General features: G+C 69.5%; 17 protein-coding genes. 5 read left to right on the forward strand and 12 right to left on the reverse strand.

From position 1 onward, the window contains the following. Window positions 1-29: 29 nt before the first annotated feature. The 8 genes from ACIRCZ_RS00145 to ACIRCZ_RS00180 form a co-directional block, all read right to left on the reverse strand. Window positions 30-1,061: a zinc-binding dehydrogenase gene (locus ACIRCZ_RS00145; protein WP_402848307.1), complete on the reverse strand. Its 1,032-nt coding sequence runs from the start codon at window positions 1,059-1,061 to the stop codon at window positions 30-32. Beyond that, on the reverse strand, window positions 1,058-2,647 hold the full coding sequence (locus tag ACIRCZ_RS00150; protein ID WP_402848310.1) for a PucR family transcriptional regulator: 1,590 nt from the start codon (window positions 2,645-2,647) through the stop codon (window positions 1,058-1,060). The genes ACIRCZ_RS00145 and ACIRCZ_RS00150 overlap by 4 nt, the downstream gene beginning before the upstream one ends. Continuing rightward, window positions 2,644-3,675 carry a DUF917 family protein gene (locus ACIRCZ_RS00155; protein WP_402848313.1) on the reverse strand — a complete coding sequence of 344 codons (1,032 nt, stop codon included), beginning with the start codon at window positions 3,673-3,675 and terminating at the stop codon, window positions 2,644-2,646. Before ACIRCZ_RS00155 ends, ACIRCZ_RS00150 begins: the two co-directional genes overlap by 4 nt. Before the next feature lie 3 nt (window positions 3,676-3,678). After that, complete coding sequence (locus tag ACIRCZ_RS00160; RefSeq protein ID WP_402848316.1) at window positions 3,679-4,782, reverse strand: DUF917 domain-containing protein; 1,104 nt, start codon at window positions 4,780-4,782, stop codon at window positions 3,679-3,681. Next, window positions 4,779-5,885: a DUF917 domain-containing protein gene (locus tag ACIRCZ_RS00165; RefSeq protein WP_402848319.1), complete on the reverse strand. Its 1,107-nt coding sequence runs from the start codon at window positions 5,883-5,885 to the stop codon at window positions 4,779-4,781. The genes ACIRCZ_RS00160 and ACIRCZ_RS00165 overlap by 4 nt, the downstream gene beginning before the upstream one ends. Further along, on the reverse strand, window positions 5,882-7,435 hold the full coding sequence (locus ACIRCZ_RS00170; protein WP_402848322.1) for a hydantoinase/oxoprolinase N-terminal domain-containing protein: 1,554 nt from the start codon (window positions 7,433-7,435) through the stop codon (window positions 5,882-5,884). The genes ACIRCZ_RS00165 and ACIRCZ_RS00170 overlap by 4 nt, the downstream gene beginning before the upstream one ends. A gap of 47 nt (window positions 7,436-7,482) precedes the next feature. Continuing rightward, the gene (locus ACIRCZ_RS00175) at window positions 7,483-8,883 is read right to left on the reverse strand and encodes a purine-cytosine permease family protein (protein WP_402848325.1); all 1,401 of its coding nucleotides are present in this window, start codon (window positions 8,881-8,883) and stop codon (window positions 7,483-7,485) included. Window positions 8,884-9,024: 141 nt separating this feature from the next. Then, window positions 9,025-9,411: a (deoxy)nucleoside triphosphate pyrophosphohydrolase gene (locus tag ACIRCZ_RS00180; RefSeq protein ID WP_402848328.1), complete on the reverse strand. Its 387-nt coding sequence runs from the start codon at window positions 9,409-9,411 to the stop codon at window positions 9,025-9,027. A gap of 66 nt (window positions 9,412-9,477) precedes the next feature. Between ACIRCZ_RS00180 and ACIRCZ_RS00185 the strand changes: the two genes are divergently transcribed. Next, window positions 9,478-10,173 (forward strand): DUF1345 domain-containing protein, encoded by a 696-nt coding sequence (locus ACIRCZ_RS00185; RefSeq protein WP_055891798.1) that lies wholly within the window; start codon window positions 9,478-9,480, stop codon window positions 10,171-10,173. Window positions 10,174-10,221: 48 nt separating this feature from the next. On the opposite strand, the gene ACIRCZ_RS00190 is transcribed toward ACIRCZ_RS00185, so the two are convergent. Together ACIRCZ_RS00190 and ACIRCZ_RS00195 are read right to left on the reverse strand one after the other, a co-directional pair. Beyond that, the gene (locus ACIRCZ_RS00190) at window positions 10,222-11,820 is read right to left on the reverse strand and encodes a serine hydrolase (RefSeq protein ID WP_402851577.1); all 1,599 of its coding nucleotides are present in this window, start codon (window positions 11,818-11,820) and stop codon (window positions 10,222-10,224) included. Window positions 11,821-11,843: 23 nt separating this feature from the next. Continuing rightward, the gene (locus ACIRCZ_RS00195) at window positions 11,844-12,875 is read right to left on the reverse strand and encodes a LacI family DNA-binding transcriptional regulator (protein ID WP_402848331.1); all 1,032 of its coding nucleotides are present in this window, start codon (window positions 12,873-12,875) and stop codon (window positions 11,844-11,846) included. 150 nt (window positions 12,876-13,025) lie between these two features. On the opposite strand from ACIRCZ_RS00195, the gene ACIRCZ_RS00200 reads away from it, so the two are divergent. The 4 genes from ACIRCZ_RS00200 (at window position 13,026) to ACIRCZ_RS00215 (ending at window position 18,068) form a co-directional block, all read left to right on the forward strand. Next, on the forward strand, window positions 13,026-14,324 hold the full coding sequence (locus ACIRCZ_RS00200) for an extracellular solute-binding protein (protein ID WP_402848334.1): 1,299 nt from the start codon (window positions 13,026-13,028) through the stop codon (window positions 14,322-14,324). A 92-nt stretch (window positions 14,325-14,416) separates the two neighbouring features. Beyond that, window positions 14,417-15,388 carry a carbohydrate ABC transporter permease gene (locus tag ACIRCZ_RS00205; RefSeq protein WP_402848337.1) on the forward strand — a complete coding sequence of 324 codons (972 nt, stop codon included), beginning with the start codon at window positions 14,417-14,419 and terminating at the stop codon, window positions 15,386-15,388. Continuing rightward, a complete protein-coding gene (locus ACIRCZ_RS00210) occupies window positions 15,385-16,254 on the forward strand; it encodes a carbohydrate ABC transporter permease (protein WP_235500376.1) in 870 nt (289 codons plus the stop codon). The genes ACIRCZ_RS00205 and ACIRCZ_RS00210 overlap by 4 nt, the downstream gene beginning before the upstream one ends. Further along, the gene (locus ACIRCZ_RS00215; protein ID WP_402848342.1) at window positions 16,251-18,068 is read left to right on the forward strand and encodes a glycoside hydrolase family 35 protein; all 1,818 of its coding nucleotides are present in this window, start codon (window positions 16,251-16,253) and stop codon (window positions 18,066-18,068) included. Before ACIRCZ_RS00210 ends, ACIRCZ_RS00215 begins: the two co-directional genes overlap by 4 nt. 122 nt (window positions 18,069-18,190) lie before the next feature. Here ACIRCZ_RS00215 and hpaD read toward each other — a convergent pair whose 3' ends face one another. Together hpaD and hpaE are read right to left on the reverse strand one after the other, a co-directional pair. Next, window positions 18,191-19,273, reverse strand: coding sequence for a 3,4-dihydroxyphenylacetate 2,3-dioxygenase (gene hpaD, locus ACIRCZ_RS00220; protein WP_402848345.1), 1,083 nt, complete (start codon window positions 19,271-19,273; stop codon window positions 18,191-18,193). A gap of 38 nt (window positions 19,274-19,311) precedes the next feature. Further along, a complete protein-coding gene (hpaE, locus tag ACIRCZ_RS00225) occupies window positions 19,312-20,808 on the reverse strand; it encodes a 5-carboxymethyl-2-hydroxymuconate semialdehyde dehydrogenase (protein ID WP_055891810.1) in 1,497 nt (498 codons plus the stop codon). Between the last annotated feature and the right edge of the window lie 34 nt (window positions 20,809-20,842).

Below are 20,842 nucleotides of genomic sequence, written 5' to 3' on the forward strand. Positions count from 1 at the left end.
ATGCCGCGTCCGGGGGGGACGGCGCTGCCTCAGCCGGGATGCACGACGGTGATCCCCGTCGGGGACGCCGTGTCTGCCTGTGGAAGCATGGTCGCGCCGGTCTCCAGGGTGACAGCGCCGGCCAAAAGGTCCTGCGGGCGGAGGGCTCCGGTGGCGACGAGATCGAGCATCCCCGGATAGTCGGCGGCGGACATCCCGTGGCTGCCGAGGATGTCGAGCTCCCAGGCGATGACGCGGTCGAGGGGGAGAGTGGGGAGCTGGTCGGCGGACAGCAGGCCGACTTGCACGTGGCGGCCGCGGCGGCGCAACGACAGGACAGCGTGCGTGCTCGTGGAGGCCGCGCCGACCGCATCGATGCTCACGTGCGCTCCTCCTCCGGTCAGTTCGGCGATGGCGGCCGGAGCGGAATCACCGGCTGCGACGACGTGCTCTGCCCCGAGGCTCGCCGCCAGGGCGAGGGCGGCGGGGGTGCGGTCGACGGCGATCACCCTGGCGCCGATGGCCGCGGCGATCATCACGGCGCTCAGGCCGACGCCGCCTGCGCCGTAGACGGCCACCCACTCGCCATCCCGCACGGCCGCGCGCGAGCGCACCGCCCGATAGGCGGTGGCGAAGCGGCAGCCGAGGCTCGCGGCCGCGTCGTCGTCCAGCGCATCGGGCACGGCGACGAGATTGAGGTCGGCGGCACGGACCGCCACCAGTTCGGCGTGCGAGCCCCAATGGGTGAAACCGGGCTGGGTCTGGTCGGGGCAGACCTGCGCCTGCCCGCTGCGGCACCACTCGCAGACGCCGCAGCCGTTGACGAACGGCGTCGTCACCCTGTCGCCGACGCGCCAGCCCGTCACGCCCTCTCCGACCGAGGCGACGGTGCCTGCGAACTCGTGGCCTGGCACGTGCGGCAGGTGCACGGAGTCGTCGTGGCCCGCCCAGGCGTGCCAGTCGCTGCGGCAGAGACCGGATGCGCCGACTCTGACGATCGCGCCGCCGGGAGGGGCGACGGGGTCGGGGACCTCGCGCACCTCGATGGGGCCGCGGAAACGGTCGTAGATCATGGCTCTCACGGGGTGGCTCCTCTGGTGGTGCTGGTGCTGGTGCTGGTGCTGGTGCTCGTGCTGTCGGCGCTCTGGCGCACCGCCCGGCAGGCCAGGTGCACGGCCAGCCTGGTCTCCGGATCGGACAGGTCGAGCCCCAGGAGGTCCTGGGCGCGAGCGATGCGGGTGGAGACGGTGTTCCTGTGCAGGTGGAGGGCGTCGGCGGTCGCTGCGATGCCCGATTCGTGGTCGAGGTAGGCGGTCAGAGTCTCCAGCAGCTCAGGGGCGCGGGAGATGAGCGGGCCGAGCAGCGACTGGGCTGCCGGCACGAACGTGTCGTTCTCCGTCCAGGAGAGCAGGAGCTGTTCCAGGCCGAGGGCGTCGATGCGCACGAACCAGCCGGTCGCCGACCGGCTCACCGCGATGCGTGCGGCGTCGGCAGCGCCGTCGATGGTGGTCGCCAGCCCTGCCGAACCGCTCTCCACAGAGCCGACGCCGGTGGCGACGTTGAAGGAGCGGCGGGCAGCGGTGTGCAGGGAGCGGAGGGCGGAGACCGCGGCATCGACCTGGCTTGGCGCCGGGGGAGCTGCGAAGCTCAGCCAGCCGGTCACGCCGCGACCGCTCGTCACGACGTGCGAGTCTGCTGGGACGGCGGCGAGCTCTCGCGTCACGAAGCGGAGCAGCTGGAAGGTGTCGACCCTGGTGCGCCCGACGATGCGGAAGCCGAGGTGGTAGCCGGCCGTGCGCCAGCCGCGGTCGAGCATCCGCTGCTCGCGTTCCGCATCCCTGGTGTCGCGCTGTTCGAGGAAGTCGCGCAGCAGGTCGGCGGCCACGGCGGCGTCGTTGACGTCGGCGACCTCGTCGATCAGGATGCGCGCCGCAACGGCGGGCATGGCGACCTCTGCCGCGACAGCGAGCGCCGTCAACTGCACGGCGTTCAGGCCGGTGCCGAAGAACGCCAGCCGGAGTCCTGCCCGGCTGGGGCTGTCGACGTGCACCGATGCCGCAGAACCATCGTCGACAGTCACCGTGTCCAGCCACGGGCCGAAGTCGATCGCGGCGTGCACCGCGGCAGGCAGCGTGCCTCCCGACTGGAGCAGCACGCCTTCCGCGTCGATCAGGGCGATCCCGTGGCCGACACTCGCCGACAGGTGCCGCAGAAGGTCGGCGAGGCCGACCGCGTGATACTCGATCGACTGCGCGACCCGGCGCACGTAGCCGAGGGTCAGCGCATCCCGGCCTTCCAGCAGCAGCCAGCAGGCCTTCGCGAGCGCCATCGGATCGTCGACGTGCAGCAGGTCGAGTCCCACGCGCTCGGCGAGCACGCGACTGCCGACGCCGAACAGGTCGGCGTTCGGCATCGCGAGCGCCAGGTAGCCGCGATCCCGGATGCGGCGGATCAGCGCATCCTGCTGCCACGGCGCTGATGGCGGCTCCGTGGTGAGGATGGCGAGGTCGGCGTCCGCGCCGCCTGCCCCATCGGCAGGAAGCCCTGACTCGCCGGAGGCCACGACGACGTCGTGCCAGACGGTGGCGGGATCGGCGGCGGCGACCGGGCGGAGGCCGCCGTTGGCCGGGTGGGCGAGCAGGGCGCCCAGGTCGATGGTCTGGCTCATGCCGCATCCAGCCCGTCGATGCCGAACGCGGAGGGCGTGACCTGCCGCAGCCGCTCTGGGCGCTCGGTCCACCAGGCGGGCGCAGGCAGCGCGATGAGTGCGACGTGGCGCGCGATGGAGAGTCCGTCGACCTGGAGGATGTCGCGGGAGATCGAGTCGATCGTGACGATGATTTCGGGGGAGGCCGCCTCCAGCGATCCGTCGCGCAGCACGGCGAGGACTTCGGAGCGCGCGACCAGGCGCAGGAGCGCTCCGTCGTCGGCTGTCACCTCGACGGCGGAGGAGTACGCGTCGGACGGTGCAGCCTCGACGGCCGCGACGCGTCCCGTGCCGAGCATCCGGCCGCCGAGGCGTCCCGCGAGCTCGGAGAGCGGTGCGGCCGCCGCCGCGTCGAACGCCGTCCCCAGTTCGAGCGCCCGCTCGTAGCCGTCGTGCACTGCGTGCTCGATCAGATCGCCCACGGTGAACCCGGCGACCACGACACCGGCCGCTCCGCCGGCCTGCACGATCGCGCCGCGCACCAGGCTCTCGACGTCCGCTGCGCGGTCGGTCTCGATCAGGACGACGCCTCCAGCGCCGGACCCGCAGACCGTGACCGTTCCAGGCACCCGGTCGATGAACAGCGACAACTGGTCGAGCCGGGGGAGCGCGCGACCCATGAAGTCCGCATCCACCAGGGCGAGACGGCCGGCGAGAGTGAGCGGGGTCAGCCCATTCAGGCCCGCGCCCTCCAGCGGACAGACAGCGCCAGCGCGAACGCCCGTCCAGCGCTCAGCGGCGGTGATCAGCTCGTCGAACGGGTCGGAGCCTGGGATGCGCTCGGTCAGCAGATACGTCGACCCCGCGAACGCCGCGGCGATGCACGGAGTGGCTGGATCGAGCCCGGCGACCGGATGCACGGTGAGCGGCCAGTCCGCGTCCGCCAGCATCAGTTCGAGCATGGTCGTCGTGCCTCCGCCACCGGAGCCGAGCAGCGAGAACCCCCTGGCCAGCGACGGCAGGTCGCCGTGCTCGAGGGTTCTCGCCATGCCTCAAGCGTAGACGGGCGCGGATTCGACCGGCACGAACGGCTCGGTGAGACCGAACGCGCTCGGCCCGAACGCGGCGAGCGCTTCCGGCGTGCGCATCATCTCGGGGGTGGAGATGCCGAGCACGCGGACGCGCTGGCCGTAGCGCAGACCCTCGGTCGTGATGGGCTCTCCCGATTCGACGTCGACGACGCAGATCAGATCGGGGACGATGGCCACGACCTCGTCGCCGTGGTGGGCGATGAGGTTCTCGTTCTGGAAGCGGATCTCCAGCGTGTCGTCGTCTCCGTCCAGGGAGGTGATCGTCGCGCGGCCCTTCGCGAAGCCCTCCGTCGTGCGCCGCTCGACGTCGGTGACCTTTCCGGTGAAGAGCTCGCGGACCTCGGAGTACAGGGTCGGCGACAGCGTGCTCGCAATCGCAGCGAACGGCGACCGGTGCTCCTCCCTGGCCTCGCGGATGGCGCGGCCGATGGCGAGCGCCATCGAGAGGGTGCGCGGGACAGCGGTGCGCTTGACGTCGGCTCCTGTCATCGCGTACTCGGCGATGTGTGCCACGCCGCCCAGCCGGATGGTGACGCCGCGCGCCAGCCACTCCATCTGCCTGTCGTCGTCTCCCGTGTCGATGATCACCCGCTCGCCCCGCTCTCCTGCGAGGGCGAGCGGGGAGCCGTGCACGCCGTAGACGGCGAAAGTCTCCATGGAGAGCTCGGGGAATGCGCGGCCCATGCCGTCCGCATCCACCACAGGCAGCCCGGTCTCCGCCGCGACGATGAGCGGGATCATCGAGTTGATGCCGCCGCACTCGATCGGCATGGTCGCGTCGGCCTTCCTGCCGAGATGCTCCTCGAGCGTGCGCAGCGCGAGGGTGGGCTCCGTGCCGGCGGGGATCTTCTCGATCATGACCGTCGGAGCCCCCATCTGGGCGGTCGGGATGACGAACAGGTCGTCAGCGAGCTCGTCGGGATCGAGGATGGTGATCGAGCCGTCGCCGAGGACGCGCTCGACCAGCATCGTGCCGATGTACGGGTCACCTCCTCCTCCGGTGCCGAGGAGGGTCGCTCCGCGGGCGAGGTCGGGCAGGTCGGCCGCAGTCAACTGCCAGCTCATGCCGTCGCCTCCGCCGGCTCCGCGGCTACCGCCGCTTCTTGCGTGCCGTCGAAGCGGTGCGACGGCACGTCGTAGCCGAAGTAGCCAGGGCCGACCATCGCGAGAGCGTCTGCGGAGTGCCAGCGCGGGTCGCTCGGCGCGGCGACGACCCGCACCCGCTGACCGTAGCGCAGGCCCTCGGTGGTGATCGGCTCTCCCGAGTCGTGGTCGAGCACGATGATGAGGTCCGGGGTGGTCACCAGGACCTCGCCGTCCGCCTCCGCGATCAGATGCTCGTTCTGGAACGACAGCGTGAGAGTGCAGCTCGGATTCTCGATCCGCGCGGTGCCTCTGGCGAACCCGGAGGTGGTCCCGCGGTGCACGTCGACCACCTTGCCTGCGAAGAACTCGCGGCCGCCGAGCAGCTCGACGGTGCGGCCGACGGCGTCCTCCTTGGCGGCTCGTGCGTCCGCGATGCCGGCGCCGATGGCGATGCAGTGCTGCAGCGAGCCTGGCACGAGCGCTTCGCGGGCGACGGCGCCCTCCATCGGGAAGCCGGAGATCATGATGGAGCAGCCCATCTCGACGCAGGCGACGCGGGCGATGCGCTCCGTCCAGTGGTTGTCGACCGTCTGCAGCACGCCGACGTTGCCCTTCTCGTCGCTGAACGCGAGCGGGGAGGCGGTGACGCCGTAGAGGGTGGGGAGGACCATCTGCAGCTCGGGGAAGGCGCGGCCCATGCCGTCGCCGTCGATCAGCGGAAGGCCGAGCGCTGCGGCGGCCGCGACCGGGATGGTGGAGTTGACGCCGCCCACCTCCGCGCAGGCGATGTGGGTCACAGGGCGGCCCAGGTAGGTGCCGAGCGCGGCCACGGGCGCGATGACCTCATCCAGACTGGGCAGCTTCTCGACCATCACGGTCGGGGCGCCCATCATGGCGACGGTGAGCACGAGCGCGTCGTCCGGCACCTCGTCCAGGGTGACGACGGTCACCTCGCCGTGCTCGGCGAGCGCCTGCTTCGCCAGCAGGGAGCCGATGTACGGATCGCCTCCTCCTCCGGTGCCGAGGACGGCTGCGCCGCGGGCGAGGGCGGGGACGAGGTCGGCGGTCAGTGTCCAGCTCACACCCGCACCCCCATGTCCAGGTCGCCGACGGCTTTCACCCTGATGCGGGTGGCGTTGCCCGGCAGGTATGGGATGGGAACCTCGTCGAAGTCGACGATGGCGACGGACTGCGGGGATGCTCCGGCGGCGATGGCCTTGTCGACGGCCTCCGCGCGCACCTCGGCGATGGCCTGCTCGCGCCGGCCGGGCTCGATGGCGTACACCTTGTCGATCTCGCCGCCGACCTGGGCGATGGATGCGCCGATCGCGTTGGCGACGGCGTAGTTCTCCGGGCGGTGCACGGTGCCGAACAGCGGGAGCTCGTCCGGCAGCAGGATGGAGCCGCCGCCGACGGCGACGACGGGGATGGGGTCCGGCGATGTGCGCATCCGGTCGACGGCCTCTGCGACGCGCTCGGCGATCCTGTCGAGGACCCGGGCGACGAAGGCGGGGTCGAGGTGCGCGACGAGCGCAGGGTCGCCGATCCGGGCGCGGCCGGCGGCGACCGCGATGTCCGTGGCGGTGAGGGTGGAACCGCCGAAGACCAGCGCCTCCGTGCTGAGCCGGTAGCCGACCGACTCTGGGCCGACCTCTCCGGTCTCCAGGTCGACGATGCTGCCGCCGCCGATGCCGATGGACAGCACGTCCGGCATCCGGAAGTTGGTGCGGACCCCTGCCACCTTGACCTCGTTGGCGGTCTCGCGGGGGAACCCGTTGACCAGCAGGCCGATGTCGGCCGTCGTGCCGCCGATGTCGACCACGGCGCAGGTGTCCAGCCCGCTGGTGAGGGCGGCGCCGCGCATCGAGTTCGTCGGCCCCGATGCGAAGGTGGCGACGGGGTAGAGGCGCACGTAGTCCTCGTCCATCAGCGTTCCGTCGTTCTGGCTGAGGAAGATCGGAGCGTCGATGCCCTGTGCGCGGACGGCGGCGGTGAGGCCGTCGACGATCTCCGAGGCGAGCTCGCGGAGAGCGGCGTTGATGATCGTCGCGTTCTCGCGTTCGAGCAGGCCGATGCGGCCGATCTCGTGGGAGAGCGAGATCGCGACGTCGTCGCCGAGCGTCTCGGCGATGATGGCAGCCGCGCGGGTCTCCAGGTCGTGGTTGACCGGGCTGAACACCGACGAGATGGCCACGGAGCGCACGCCGTTCTCCGCCATGTCGACCGCCAGGCGGGTCAGCTCCTCCGGGTCGAGCGGGGAGATGGGGCGTCCGTCGAACTCGTAGCCGCCGTGCGCCAGATAGCCGCGTGCGCCGATCGCCTGCTTGAGCGGCTCCGGCCAGTCCACCAACGGAGGGAGGGCGCGCGTCGCAGGGAGGCCGAGGCGGAGCGCCGCCGTCGGGGCGAGGCGCTTCGCCTCGACCAGCGCGTTGATGAAGTGGGTCGTGCCGATCATCACCGCGCTGATGTCGGCGCCGTCGAAGTGCTGCGCCGCCCTGAGTGATTCGATGGCCTGGACGATGCCGGTCGTCACGTCAGGGCTGGTCGAGTTCTTGGTGCCGGCCAGCGTCTGCTTGCCGTCCATGAGCACTGCGTCGGTGTTGGTTCCTCCGACGTCGATGCCGATATGCATACTTCCCGCTTTCTTCGTGGTGCTGGTGGTGCGTGTGCTGCCGATGGTCAGTTGGTGCTGGGGAGCGCTCCGGACTGCTCGCCCGGCTGGTCGCCGACCCGCTCGCTCGTCGCCGGGTCGCCCTGAGCCTCGTCCAGCGCAGGCTGGATAGTGGTGGCGCGGCCGACGCCGCGCACCCAGCCGAGCTTGCCCGCGATCGTGTAGAGCACGATCGAGAGGGCGAGCGAGAGCAGGGCGGGGATGCCCCAGGTGACGAAGTAGCCGACGACGGCCGAGATGATCCAGATGACGATGGTCGCAGGCACGAACCGCGGAGCGGTCTGCGGCAGCCGGCCGGATGCGCGGGTCTCGTCGAGCTCGCCGCGCCAGCGCCGCACGAAGAAGTACTCGGCGACCATGATGCCCGCGATGGGAGGGAAGGCGACGCCGAGGATGATGAGGAAGCCGGTGAACTGCGACAGGATGCCCGCCGCGGCCAGGATGGAGCCGACCACGCCGAGCACGATGGTGGTGGTGACGCGGTTGAGGTTCTTCGAGAACGCGGTGGAGATGAAGTTCACCAGGCCGAGGGTGGACGAGTAGAGGTTCCAGTCGTTGATCTTCAGCGTTCCGGTGATGACGATGATGAGGCCGACGAAACCGATCGACGACGTCACGATGGCGACGATGTCTCCGGTGGCCGCTGCGTGGGCGAGCAGGACGCCGGCGAGACCGATCACGAACTCGCCGAGGCTGACGCCGACGACGGTCTGCTTGACCACATCCGCCTTCGAGCGGTTGAACCTGGTCATGTCCGCCGTGATGATCGCGCCGACGATGAGGCCGCCGGCGACGATGCCGGTGCCCGCCCAGACGCTCATGGTCGGGCCGGGGGCCGGAGAGGTGAGCAGGTCGCCGAAAGAGTGCTTGGTCAGCTCGCTGATGACGGACCAGCCGACGAGGATCAGGAACAGCGGCACCGTGATGTTGGCCAGCCACTGCATCCCGACGAAGCCGAAGCTGACGATGGCCGTGACGGCAAGGCCGAAGATCAGGCTCCACGACCAGATCGGCATGACGCCGGGCATCAGCACGTCGAGCGATTGGGCGGAGATGGCGCTCTGGATGCCGAACCAGCCGATCAGGCTGATGCCGATGGCCAGTCCGACCAGGGATGCGCCGATCTCGCCGAACCCTGTCCAGCGGGCGAGGAGCGCGGTGTTCAGCCCCTCCTTCTGCCCGATGATGCCGACGATGCACATGATCACCTCGAGGATCACAGAGCCGAGGAGCAGCGCGAGCGCCGCCTCGCCGAACGTCATGCTGTAGCCGAGGGTGGCGCCGAGCAGGAATTGCGAGAGGGCGGAGACCTGGCCGAAGCGCTGCACCGCGATGCCGAACCAGGGTTTCCGGGCATCGGGAGAGACACGGCTGAGGGCGAAGTCGTCGGCAGGTGCTGTGCGTGCCATGGAGTGTCCTTCTGACGGGGGTGGGGGTTGGCGAACAGGTTATGTCGCCACCCATCCCCGCGCGATGTGCAGAGTGCACTGATCGGCGCGTGACGGGTGCAGGATGCACATGGCTATTGTCCGGCGGCGTCGGCAGCTCGGTCAGGCGGTAAGGATGCGCACCGCCGGCACATCTGCCGCTGCCCACTCCAGCGCCGCCAGCTCGGTCGTGCGCACCCAGAGGAGCGCGTCGTGGTCCGTGCTGCGCGACGGCAGTTCGCCAGTCAGCTCCGCGCGATAGCAGGCGAGGTCGATCGACCGGCCGCCCGACTCCGTGACGCTGCGGTCGATCAGCTCGCCGACCAGGATGCCGACGCCGAGCTCCTCACGGATCTCGCGCACCAGGGCTGCCTCCGGCGTCTCTCCGGTCTCGACCTTGCCGCCTGGGAACTCCCAGAGGCCGGCCGCATCCTTGCCGGGCGCGCGGCGGCACGCCAGCACGCGCCCGTCGCGCACGAGGACGGCTGCCACCACTTCGAGGGGTTCCACACGTCCATCCTGCCCCTCCAGCGCGGAAACCGCCGGACCGCCACAGGCGCGCGGTAGCATCCAGAAATGCAGGCACAGCCGGGTGAAGGCGCCGTCGAGGGGACGAGACCGCTCGTCGTGGTCGGATTCGTCGTCAGTCTGATCGCCCAGCTCGGGATGATCGTGCTCGGAGTGCTGCTCATCGCCGCCGACGACGACGATGCCACGTTCCTCATCCTCCTCGCTGTCTGGTGCGGCATCGCAACGCTCTACGAGGCCGTGACGCTGATCGTTCTCGGCCGGCTGGCGAAGCGTCCTCCGCCTCCGCCGGGGCACCGGCCGACGCGCATCGAGGTGAGCCGCGTGGCGAGGGTCGTCTCCCTGACGGCCACGATCCTGTCGAGCCTGATCGGGTTGTTCGCGGCGTTCTCCGTGCTCGGGCTGCACAACGATCCGACCGTCGGCTCCCTGATCGACGTCGTGGGGGTCTGGGCGATGCTGCTGTCGTGGGGCTTCCTGCACTGGGGCTTCGCGCAGGTGTACTACCAGCGCTACTACGCGGCGGAGGAGCCGCCGTTCCGGTTCCCGAACACCGAGCATCCGCGGATCGTCGACTTCGTCTACTTCTCGTACACGGTCGGGACCAGCTTCGCCGCCTCCGATGTGGAAGTGCTGTCCACCAGGGTGCGCTGGACGATCGTCTGGCACTCGGTGATCAGCTTCTTCTTCAACGGGCTGATCATCGTGCTCGCGCTGAACACGATCACCGGGGCTGCAGGCTGAGGCTGCCCGGTGAGTCTGCCCGCCGCGCGTGCCTGCTGAGTATGGCGGTCAGCGGGTGAAGGTGCCGACTCCTTCTGTGGCGTAGCGCTCGAAGACGAACGACGCGCTCCTGCCCTCCGCCGGAGGAGAGAAGGCGATCGAGGAGACGGAGCCGGGCGGCGCGTTCTCGCTGTCGAGCGGAGCCACGAACTCGTTGCCCGTCCAGTGCTTCAGCGTGTAGACCGTGTTCTTCGGGCCGAGGGTGACCGTGAGCGTCCCCCCGGTGTCGGCGACGGTCGCCGGTCCTGTGTACGGGTTCTGGTACGTGCCGACGTACGCGCTGAGCGGTGCTGCTTGGACAGGGGATGCGGGAGGAGCCCGGCCGGCCAGGTCGCCGATCGGCGCATCCAGGTGGGCGAACGCGTCGTGGTACAGCGCTCCCCAGTCCGTGCAGGGAGCGCCGTACTGCACCAGGTCGAGGAACTGCATGGCCAGGGTCTCCGCCGTGCCGTTCGCCGCGGCGTTCACGAGGACGACGATGCCGAGGTCTGCGGACGGGAGCAGGACGAAGTTCGTTCCAGCGCCGAGCGCGAACGCGCCGGAGTGGCTGACGGTCGTGCGGCCGGATGCGGCGACGCCGACGTTGAAGCCGTAGCCGTACTGCCCGGGGCGGGTCTCGGCGTTCGCGACGGGGCCGGTGACGATCTGCGGCGAGATCGCCGGGAGCAGCGCCTTCTCCGAGACGATCTCGTGGCCGCCGTACCGCCCGCCGTCGAGGACCATCGCCATCCACTTCGTCATGTCGTTGACGGACGAGCTGACGCCTCCGGCCGGCGACTGCGCATCCGGTTGCCGCTGGTACTTGGCCTCGTACTGGCCGTCCACGAGAACGTGCGGAACGGCGCGGTCCGTGTGGGCGATGTAGTCGGAGAACCGGGAGCTGGTGGACGACATCCCGAGCGGGCCGTAGATGTCGTTCTGGGACAGCGTCTCCCAGTCGGTGCCCGCGGCGTCTGCGACGGACTGCGCGGCGGCGGTGATGCCGAAGTTGGTGTACGTCCACTGAGCACGGAACGGGTCGAGCGGCAGGTAGCGCAGGCGGGACAGTATCTCCGCGCGGTCGTAGCCGAGCTCCTCGAGATCGTCTCCCGCGTGGTCAGGCAGGCCGGAGCGGTGCGCGTACAGGTCGGCGATGGTCGCGTGGTCCGTCACGTACGGGTCGGCCAGCTCGAACGATGTCAGGTTCTTCGCGACCGGCGTGGTCCACGAGACGGTGCCCTTGCCGACCTCGTCGGCCACGACCGTCGCGCCGACCGGCTTCGACAGCGAGGCGAGCTGGAACACGGTGTCGGCGTCGACGGCGTCCTGCGTGCCCACCTCCCGGACGCCGAACCCCTGGGCGAACACGGTCCTGCCCTGGTACGTGACGCCGACCGCGAGACCGGGAACGCCGCTCTGCGACAGGATCGACGACGCGAGCGCAGGCAGCTTGTCGATCGCGGCCGCGATGGCGCCGTCCGCGATCGGGACGCCGGCATCCGCTCCCGGATCGGTGTTCAGCCCAGTGGATGCGGGAGTGGGCGTCGTCGCCGTCCCCGCGCTCGCCGTGCATCCCGCCAGAGCGGCCACAGCCACGACAGCACCGACAACCGACCCCACCCGTCGCATCCTCACGACCGCACTCTAGCGGCTCAGTGGGGTGCTGCGGCAGTGGATGCGCGGACGATCAGACGGGGCTCGACGGAGGCCGGCGCGAGGGTGGTGCCAGGGTCGGCGATATAGCGGAGGAGGTGGGCGACGGCCAGACGGCTCATCTCCGGGAATGGCTGGGCGACGGTCGTGAGGGAGGGCGAGCAGTACTCCGCGAGGGCGATGTCGTCGACGCCGACCACGGAGACGTCCTCCGGGATGCGCTTGCCCAGCTCGTGGAAGGCGCGGATCACACCGAACGCCATCTCGTCGCTCGACACGAACACCGCTGTGACGTCCGGGATGCGGCCGAGGATGAGACCGTTCTGGTAGCCGGAGGCCGGCGACCAGTCGCCCTTGAGCTCGGGAGGCGGCGTGATGCCTGTGGCCTCCAGGGTGCTGCGCCAGCCTTCGCTGCGGCTGACAGCATCCAGCCACTCCGTCGGCCCGGAGACGTGCCAGACGGTCTCGTGGCCGAGGTCGAGTAGGTGCTGCGTCGCCAGCTTGGCCGCCTGGGACTGGTCGACGGCGACGACCTCGGTGGATGAGGTGCGCGAACCGTCGATGGTGATGGTCGGGATGGCCTTGGTGAGCTCTTCGATGCCGCGGGTCACCTGGATGAGCGGGAGGGCGAGGATGATGCCCTCCACGTTCTGCTCGGCGAGGCGGGACATCGCGTCCTCGATCGCGACCGGTTCGAGCGACGGGCTGGTGGCAGCGCTCACCGCGTATCCGGCGTCGCGGGCGGCCTGCTCCAGGCCGGCGGTGACGGCGATGCGGGAGTACGAGTTGGTCTGCAGCAGCACGATCCCGATGGTCCTGCTGTGCCCGGACGACAGGATGCCGGCCGCCTTGTTCTTGCGGTAGCCGAGCTGCTCCACGGCGGCGAGCACCCTGGCGCGGGTCTTCTCCTGCACGTTGGGGTGGCCGCTGAGCGCCCGCGAGACGGTCTGGGCGGAGACGCCGGCCACCCGTGCGACGTCTGTCATGCCGGGCGGCTTCGCTGCCGCATCCCGCGCTTCGGTGCTGCTCATGGTCTCGATGATAGCGGGCGCATCTGCGTGTTCGCGCAGTTTCAGGGCGTTTCCGATCAATTCGAGTGAATGAGTTGTTATCGCTATCAATTCTATGCGACACTCACATCTCGAACCCGCTGAAGGGTGTCTGTGATCAAAGGAGAGGCAGTGAAGAAGTCAGCAGCAATCCGCATGGCGGGCGCGGCGGGGGCGATCGCGCTCGGCCTGATGTCGCTCGCTGGGTGTTCCGGCAGCACCGGCTCGTCAGAGTCCGGCAAGGCAACGGTCACGTTCTGGGGCTGGGCGCCTGGCTACGCCGACGCCGTCAAGGCGTTCAACGCCTCGCACTCGGACGTCACGGTGAAGTACCAGGAGGTGCAGCCGGGCTCCAAGGGCGGGTACCAGAAGATGCTCAACGCTGTCACGGCGAACAACGCCCCGTGCCTGGCGCAGGTCGGCTACGAGACCCTGCCGAGCTTCGCGGCGCAGGGCGCACTCGACGATGTCTCGCAGTATGCGAACGATGACAAAGAGGACTTCCAGCCGGCGGCCTGGAGCTCGGTGAGCATCGGGGATGCGGTGTACGGCGCTCCCGTCGACACCGGCCCGATGGGGCTGTTCTACAACAAGCAGCTGTTCGACTCGCTCGGCCTGACCGCTCCGACCACCTGGGACGAGTACAAGGCGGACGCCGAGAAGATCCACGCGTCCGACCCCAAGAAGTTCATCTCGTCGCCGTACCTCGACTACGACTACGCGGGGTTCGCCTGGCAGACCGGCGCCAAGTGGTTCGACGTGGACGGTGACGCCTGGAAGGTGACGATGGCGTCCGACCCCAACAAGAAGGTCGCCGACTACTGGCAGGGCCTCGTCTCCGAAGGCCTGATCAGCAGCGCGCCGATGTACGACCAGGCCTGGTACACCGGCCTCGGCGACGGCAGCATCGCCACCGTGGTCGGCGCCGTCTGGCAGGCGGGCGTGATCAAGGGCGGCGCGGCGGACGGCTCAGGCAAGTGGGCGGTCGCCCCGATGCCGCAGTGGTCGGCGGGCGACGACCAGGTCGGCAACGCAGGAGGCTCGGCGACCGCCGTGCTGAAGGGCTGCTCGACGCCGAAGGCCGCGTGGGAGTTCGCGCACTGGCTGAGCACGGACAAAGACACGTACAACACGCTCGTGCAGAAGGCGGGCCTCTACCCGGCCGCGACGGCGCTGACCGACCTGCCGGCGCTCACGGAGGGCGACCCGTACTTCGGCGGCCAGAAGATCTTCGACGTGTTCGCCAAGGCGGCGCCGAAGGTCAACCAGGACTGGACCTGGGGCCCCGTCATGACCAAGACCGCCGCCGACCTCGACGACGGCCTCGGCAAAGCCTGGGCAGGGCAGGGCACCATCGCCGACGCTCTGAAGACCGCGCAGGAGAAGACCGTCGCGGAGCTGAAGAAGCAGGGCCTGACGGTCTCCGAGTAACACCACGTGGATGCGGTGGACCGGCCAGCTGGCCGGCCCGCCGCATCCATCGTCGACGAGCACGCGCATCCCGTGTGCGGAGAGAAGGAAACGTGACCGACCTGGCCGTCGCCGCGCATCGGGCGACCACCGCGACCCCGCCGGACGGCGGCAGGAGGCGAAAGACCATGGCGCGCGTGCGCCGGTCGTTCGACTGGCGGTCTCCTCTGCTGTTCCTCGGGCCGTTCGCCGTGCTGTTCCTGGCGATGTACATCGCCCCGATCGTCTACGCGTTCGTGAGCAGCCTGTTCACGGTCAAGCGTTCCGGCCTCGGGCTCACCGCGCCGACCCAGGTTTTCGACCCGTTCGCGAACTACGCGCACGCGTTCGCCGACCCCGATTTCGTGGCGTCGCTCGGCCGGGTGGCGCTGTTCGGCGTCGTGCAGGTCCCGCTGATGCTCGGCCTCGCGCTGGCGCTCGCGCTCCTGATCGACTCGAAGTCCGCGCGCGGCAAGGGCTTCTTCCGGCTGTCGAGCTTCCTGCCGTACGCGATCCCCGGCGTGAGTGCCGCTCTGGTCTGGTCGTTCATGTACTCGACCACCTCCAGCCCGATCAACCACCTGCTCGAGCCGCTGGGCATCCAGCTGCCCTTCTTCGACGACGGGACGGTGCTGTGGTCGGTGGCGAACATCGTCACCTGGAGCTGGACCGGCTACAACATGATCATCATCTACGCCGCCCTGCAGTCGATCCCTGCCGAGGTGCTCGAGGCGGCGAAGCTCGACGGGGCGTCCGCGTTCCGCACGGCGTGGAGCGTGAAGATCCCGATGGTGCGCAGCGCGATCGTGCTCACGGCGGTCTTCTCGATCATCGGCTCCGCACAGCTCTACAACGAGCCGACCGTGCTGCAGCCCATCTCCGGCGGCTCTGTGTCGTCGACGTTCACCCCGATCATGTCGGCGCAGGCCGCCGTCGGGGCGGGCAACTATCCGTACGCGGCGGCGCAGTCGGTCATCCTCGCGGTGCTCGTCGGCGTGATCTCGTTCGTGTTCTTCCGCCTCACCAGCAAAGGAGAGAAGGCGTGACCGCCATCAGCCCCCGCGGAATCCGGAGCAGGAGGGACACCTCGCCGCTCAGCCGCACGGTCGTGATGGTGCTCCTCGCCGTCTCCACGATCTACTTCCTCTTCCCGCTCTGGTGGCTCCTCGTCGCGGCGACCAAGCCGTTCGGCGAGCAGTTCTCCGGCAGCGGCCTCTGGTTCGACGGGTTCGGCCTGTTCGACAACCTGGCCAGGCTCACCGCCCAGAACGACGGCATCTTCTGGCAGTGGATGCTCAACAGCCTCGTCTACTGCGGGCTCGGCGCAGCGATCGGCACCGTGCTCTCCGCGATGGGCGGGTACGCGCTGGCGAAGTACGACTTCCCCGGCAGGGGAGCGGCGTTCGGCGTGATCCTCGCCGCCGTGCTCGTGCCGAAGATCCTGTTCACGCTGCCGCTGTACCTGATGTTCTCCGGCGTGCACCTGATCAACAATCCGCTCGCCGTGCTGCTGCCCAGCATCGTCAGCCCGTTCGGCGTCTACCTGGCGCGCGTGTTCGCGGCGCAGTCCGTGCCGGACGAGGTGATCGAGGCAGGACGGCTCGACGGCGCGAGCGAGTTCCGCATCTTCCGCGCCATCTCCACCAAGATGATGCTGCCCGCCCTGGTGACCATCTTCCTGTTCCAGTTCGTCGACATCTGGAACAACTACCTGCTTCCCGCGATGGTGCTCGGCGACGACCACATGCAGCCCGTGACCGTTGGCCTGGTCGGCTGGAACGCCAGCCACGTCGCTGTGCCGCCGCCCCTCGTGGTGATCGGCTCGCTGGTCTCTGTCGTGCCTCTCATCGTCGCGTTCCTCGCGCTGCAGCGGTTCTGGCGCGCAGGCATGACGGCGGGAGCTGTCAAGTGACGGTCGCGACCAGCACAGCGCTGCTGAGCTACCAGGACGGCGCGCTGCTGCGCGGGGGAGAGGCGCACCGCGTGCTGTCCGGCTCGATGCACTACTTCCGCGTGCATCCCGAGCAGTGGCGCGACCGGTTGGAGCGGCTGGTCGCCCTCGGGCTCAACACGGTCGACACGTATGTGGCGTGGAACTTCCACCAGCGGCACGAGGAGCGCGCCGCCTCGTTCGACGGCTGGCGCGATCTGGAGGCGTTCGTCCGGCTCGCGGGGGACGTCGGTCTCGACGTGATCGTGCGGCCTGGGCCGTACATCTGCGCCGAGTGGGACAACGGGGGACTGCCGGCGTGGCTCACCGGCAGGGTCGGGATGCGCGCGCGCAGCTCTGAGCCGGCGTTCCTGTCCGCCGTGTCCACCTGGTTCGACGACCTCATCCCGCGGCTGGCCGCGCTGCAGGCGTCGAACGGCGGGCCGATCGTGGCCGTGCAGGTGGAGAACGAGTACGGCAGCTACGGCGACGATGCCGCATACCTGAGCTGGCTGCGCGACGCGCTGGTCGAGCGTGGAGTGACAGAGCTGCTGTACACGGCGGACGGCCCGACCGACCTCATGCTCGACGGGGGGAGCATCCCCGGGGTGCTCGCGACGGCGACGTTCGGATCGAAGGCCAGGGAAGCGTCGGAGCTGCTGCGAACCCGGCGCGAGGGGGAGCCCTTCCTCTGCGCCGAGTTCTGGAACGGCTGGTTCGACCACTGGGGCGAGCTGCACCACGTGCGAACGGTGCTGAGCGCAGACGCGACGCTGGACGAGATCCTGGATGCGGGCGGCTCGGTGAGCATCTACATGGCGCACGGCGGGACCAACTTCGGGCTCTGGGCCGGCGCCAACCACGACGGGCGGCTGCAGCCCACGATCACGAGCTACGACTCGGATGCGCCGGTCGCGGAGCACGGCGCGGTGACGCAGAAGTTCCTCGCGTTCCGGGAACGGTTCGCCGCGGTGCGCGGTGGCGATGGTGCGGACGCGGCGCTTCCGCCCGTTCCGGCCGATCCGCGCATCCTGGCTCCGAGGGCCGTGCAGGTGGTGGCGGGCAGCGGGCTGCTGGCGGCGCTCGCATCCGCGCCGGCGACAGCGGTGCACGCGGCGCCGCCGAGCTTCGAGGAGCTGGGCATCGCATCCGGGCTGGTGCTCTACAGCGCGACGCCTCGGCTGCCGCGCGGCGAGAACACGATCACGGTCAGCGGACTGCACGACCGCGCGCAGGTGTTCGTGGACGGCGTGCTGCGGGGGACGCTGGACCATGACGGCTCCGTCCAGGTGACAGGCTCCGGCGTCCCCGTCCTGCTGCAGCTCCTGGTCGAGAACCAGGGACGCATCAACTACGGCCCGCTGCTCGGTCAGGGGAAGGGCATTCTCGGGGGCGTGCAGATCGGCCGCAGGCTGGTGCACGGCTGGGTCGTGCGTCCTTTGCCGCTGGACGAGTGGACGGCGGGCGAGCTCGCTGGCTTCTCGGCGGCTGCGCCCGCGCGGGATGCGGCTGCCGCCGGGTTCTCGACAGCGCGCTTCGTCCTCGGCGGGGACGAGCCGGCGGACGCGTTCCTCGCGCTCCCCGGCTTCGGCAAGGGCTTCGTCTGGGTGAACGGCTTCCTGCTCGGGCGGTACTGGGAGATCGGGCCGCAGGTCACGCTTTACGTCCCTGCGCCGCTGCTGGCGCAAGGGGAGAACACGGTGACGGTGCTCGAACTCGAGCACTCCGGCGCCGCTGTCGAGTTCAGATCTGAGCCGGAACTGGGCCCCTCCGAGGAGTACGTGGAGACCTTCTAGCCGCCGATTGAAGCCGAACAGCAATCGAGTCCGGACTTGTTCACGCGACACGCCGGTGTCAGGGGTGAACAAGTCCGGACTCGATTGTTTTGGGGGAGGGGGAGGAGAGGGGGAGGGAGGGGCTAGACCTGGGCTCCCAGCTTGAAGCCCTTTTCCTCGGTGTCTTCGCTCTTGCGGGTGTACGAGAAGCCGTCTGCGCCGATGGTGACCTCCATCTCGGAGTCGTCGGTGCGGGCGGTCAGCGGCTGAAGGTTGCCGTCGAGGTCGAGCACCGGCGATGCGTCGGTGTACCAGGACGGCACGACGGGGTTGCCCCACCAATCGCGGCGCTGGTTGTCGTGGACGTCCCAGGTGACGACGGGATTGTCAGGGTCGCCGGTGTAGTAGTCCTGCGTGTAGATCTCGACGCGGTGACCGTCCGGGTCGCGGAGGTACAGGTAGAACGCGTTGGAGACGCCGTGGCGGCCTGGACCGCGCTCGATCGCGTCGCTGCGGCGCAGGGCGCCGAGCTTGTCGCAGATGGCGATGATGTTGTGCTTCTCGTGCGTCGCGAAGGCGACGTGGTGCATCCGCGGGCCGTCGCCGCCTGTCATGGCGGTGTCGTGCACGGTGGGCTTGCGGCGCATCCACGCGGCGTACGTGGTGCCCTCCTCGTCCTGGATATCCTCCGTCACGCGGAAGCCGAGATCCTCCATGTACTTGACGGCGCGCGGCACGTCGGGGGTCACCTGGTTGAAGTGGTCGAGGCGGACGAGCGCGCCGGTCGTGTAGAGGTCGTAGCGCCAGGCGAGGCGCTCGACGTGCTGCACGTCGTAGAAGAACTCGTACGGGAAGCCGAGCGGGTCCTCGACGCGCACGCTGTCGCCGATGCCCTTCGTGAACCCTGAGGCGTTGCGCTCGACGCGGCAGCCGAGCTCGGTGTAGAACTCGACGGCGCGGTCCAGGTCTTCCGGGGTGCGGACGCGGTATGCGAACGCGGCGACGGCGGCGACGGGGCCCTTGCGCAGCACCAGGTTGTGGTGGATGAACTCCTCGAAGCTGCGCAGGTATACGGCGTTCTCGTCCTCCTCGGTCACGACCAGGTCGAGCACGTCGACATAGAAGTCGCGACTGGCCTGCAGATCGGTCACGACGAGTTCCATGTACGCGCAGCGGACGATGTCCGGCGGGGTCGCCTTCGGGGTGGGGATGGCGGTGGTGGTCATCGGGGTGTTTCGCTTTCTCTTCGTTGAGGGGGTGTGAGTCAGTTGGCGCCGAAGCGGGCCGTGTGCACCTGGCCGAGGGTGATGTGCACGGCCTGCTGGTCGGTGTAGAAGTCGATCGAGCGGTAGCCGCCCTCGTGGCCGAGACCGGACGCCTTCACGCCGCCGAACGGGGTGCGCAGGTCTCGGACGTTGTGCGAGTTCAGCCACACCATTCCCGCCTCGATGTTCTGGGCGAAGGTGTGGGCGCGCTTCAGATCGCTGGTCCAGATGTACGCGGCGAGGCCGTAGCGCACGCCGTTCGCGAGCTCCAGGGCCTCCTCGTCGCTGTCGAACGGGGTGATCGCGACGACCGGGCCGAAGATCTCCTCCTGGAAGATCCGCGCATCAGGGGCCACATCGGCGAACACGGTCGGCGCGACGTAGTTGCCGGTGTCGAAACCCTCCGGACGGCCTCCCCCCGCGAGAAGACGGCCCTCCTGCTTGCCGATCTCGACGTAGCTCATCACCTTGTCGTAGTGCTCAGGGTGCACGAGCGCGCCGACCTCGGTCTTCGGGTCGTGCGGGTCGCCGACCACGATCTTCGCGGCGCGCGCGGCGTAGCGGGCGCAGAAGTCGTCGTAGATGCTGCGCTCGACCAGGATGCGGCTGCCGGCGGTGCAGCGCTCTCCGTTCAGCGAGAACACGCCGAACAGCGTCGAGTCGATGGCGGCGTCCAGGTCGGCGTCGGCGAAGACGACGGCGGGGGACTTGCCCCCGAGCTCCATCGAGAGTCCCTTCAGGTACGGAGCGGCGTTGCCGAAGATGAGCTGGCCGGTGCGGCTCTCGCCGGTGAACGAGATGAGCGGGACATCCGGGTGCTTGACGAGCGCGTCTCCCGCTTCCTCTCCGAGGCCGTTGACGAGGTTGAACACGCCGTCCGGCACCCCGGCGCCGCGGAAGATCTCCGCCCACAGGCTCGCGGACAGCGGCGTGAACTCGGCCGGCTTGAGCACGACCGTGCAGCCGGAGGCGAGCGCGGGGGCGAGCTTCCAGCTCTCCAGCATGAACGGCGTGTTCCACGGCGTGATCAGACCGGCGACGCCGATCGGCTTGCGGTTCACGTAGTTGAGCTGCGAACCGGGCACCTTGAACGCGTCGTCCGACTGGGCGACGATCAGGTCGGCGAAGAACCGGAAGTTCTCCGCTGCGCGCTGCGCCTGGCCGAGCGCCTGGGTGATGGGGAGGCCGGTGTCGAACGTCTCCAGCTCGGCGAGGCGGGCATCCTGGGCTTCGACGGCGTCGGCGATGCGGTTCAGGATGCGGGCGCGCTCGCGCGGCTTCATGCGCGGCCACGGGCCGTCCGTGAAGGCGCGGGTGGCGGCGGCGACGGCGAGGTCGATGTCCTCCTTCTGCCCTGCGGCAGCGGTGACGTATGTCTGATTCGACACAGGGTCGAGCACGTCGAAGGTCGCGCCAGAGACGCTGTCGACGAACCGGCCGTCGATGAAGTGCTGGATCCTGTCTGGGAGATTCTCCGGAATGTAGTGCTGCGCCATGGGACGCGCGCCTCCTTCGGCGGTCGGTGATGCG

Origin of the sequence: Leifsonia sp. NPDC102414 (assembly GCF_044765685.1) — a bacterium.
GTDB lineage: Bacteria > Actinomycetota > Actinomycetes > Actinomycetales > Microbacteriaceae > Leifsonia.

Coding starts and splice junctions, on each gene's coding strand:
- hpaD (WP_402848345.1), bottom strand. CDS start 19,273: ATGACCACCACCGCCATCCCCACCCCGAAGGCGACCCCGCCGGACATC.
- ACIRCZ_RS00175 (WP_402848325.1), bottom strand. CDS start 8,883: ATGGCACGCACAGCACCTGCCGACGACTTCGCCCTCAGCCGTGTCTCT.
- ACIRCZ_RS00170 (WP_402848322.1), bottom strand. CDS start 7,435: ATGCATATCGGCATCGACGTCGGAGGAACCAACACCGACGCAGTGCTC.
- ACIRCZ_RS00195 (WP_402848331.1), bottom strand. CDS start 12,875: ATGAGCAGCACCGAAGCGCGGGATGCGGCAGCGAAGCCGCCCGGCATG.
- ACIRCZ_RS00190 (WP_402851577.1), bottom strand. CDS start 11,820: ATGCGACGGGTGGGGTCGGTTGTCGGTGCTGTCGTGGCTGTGGCCGCT.
- hpaE (WP_055891810.1), bottom strand. CDS start 20,808: ATGGCGCAGCACTACATTCCGGAGAATCTCCCAGACAGGATCCAGCAC.
- ACIRCZ_RS00150 (WP_402848310.1), bottom strand. CDS start 2,647: ATGAGCCAGACCATCGACCTGGGCGCCCTGCTCGCCCACCCGGCCAAC.
- ACIRCZ_RS00185 (WP_055891798.1), top strand. CDS start 9,478: ATGCAGGCACAGCCGGGTGAAGGCGCCGTCGAGGGGACGAGACCGCTC.
- ACIRCZ_RS00160 (WP_402848316.1), bottom strand. CDS start 4,782: ATGAGCTGGCAGTTGACTGCGGCCGACCTGCCCGACCTCGCCCGCGGA.
- ACIRCZ_RS00155 (WP_402848313.1), bottom strand. CDS start 3,675: ATGGCGAGAACCCTCGAGCACGGCGACCTGCCGTCGCTGGCCAGGGGG.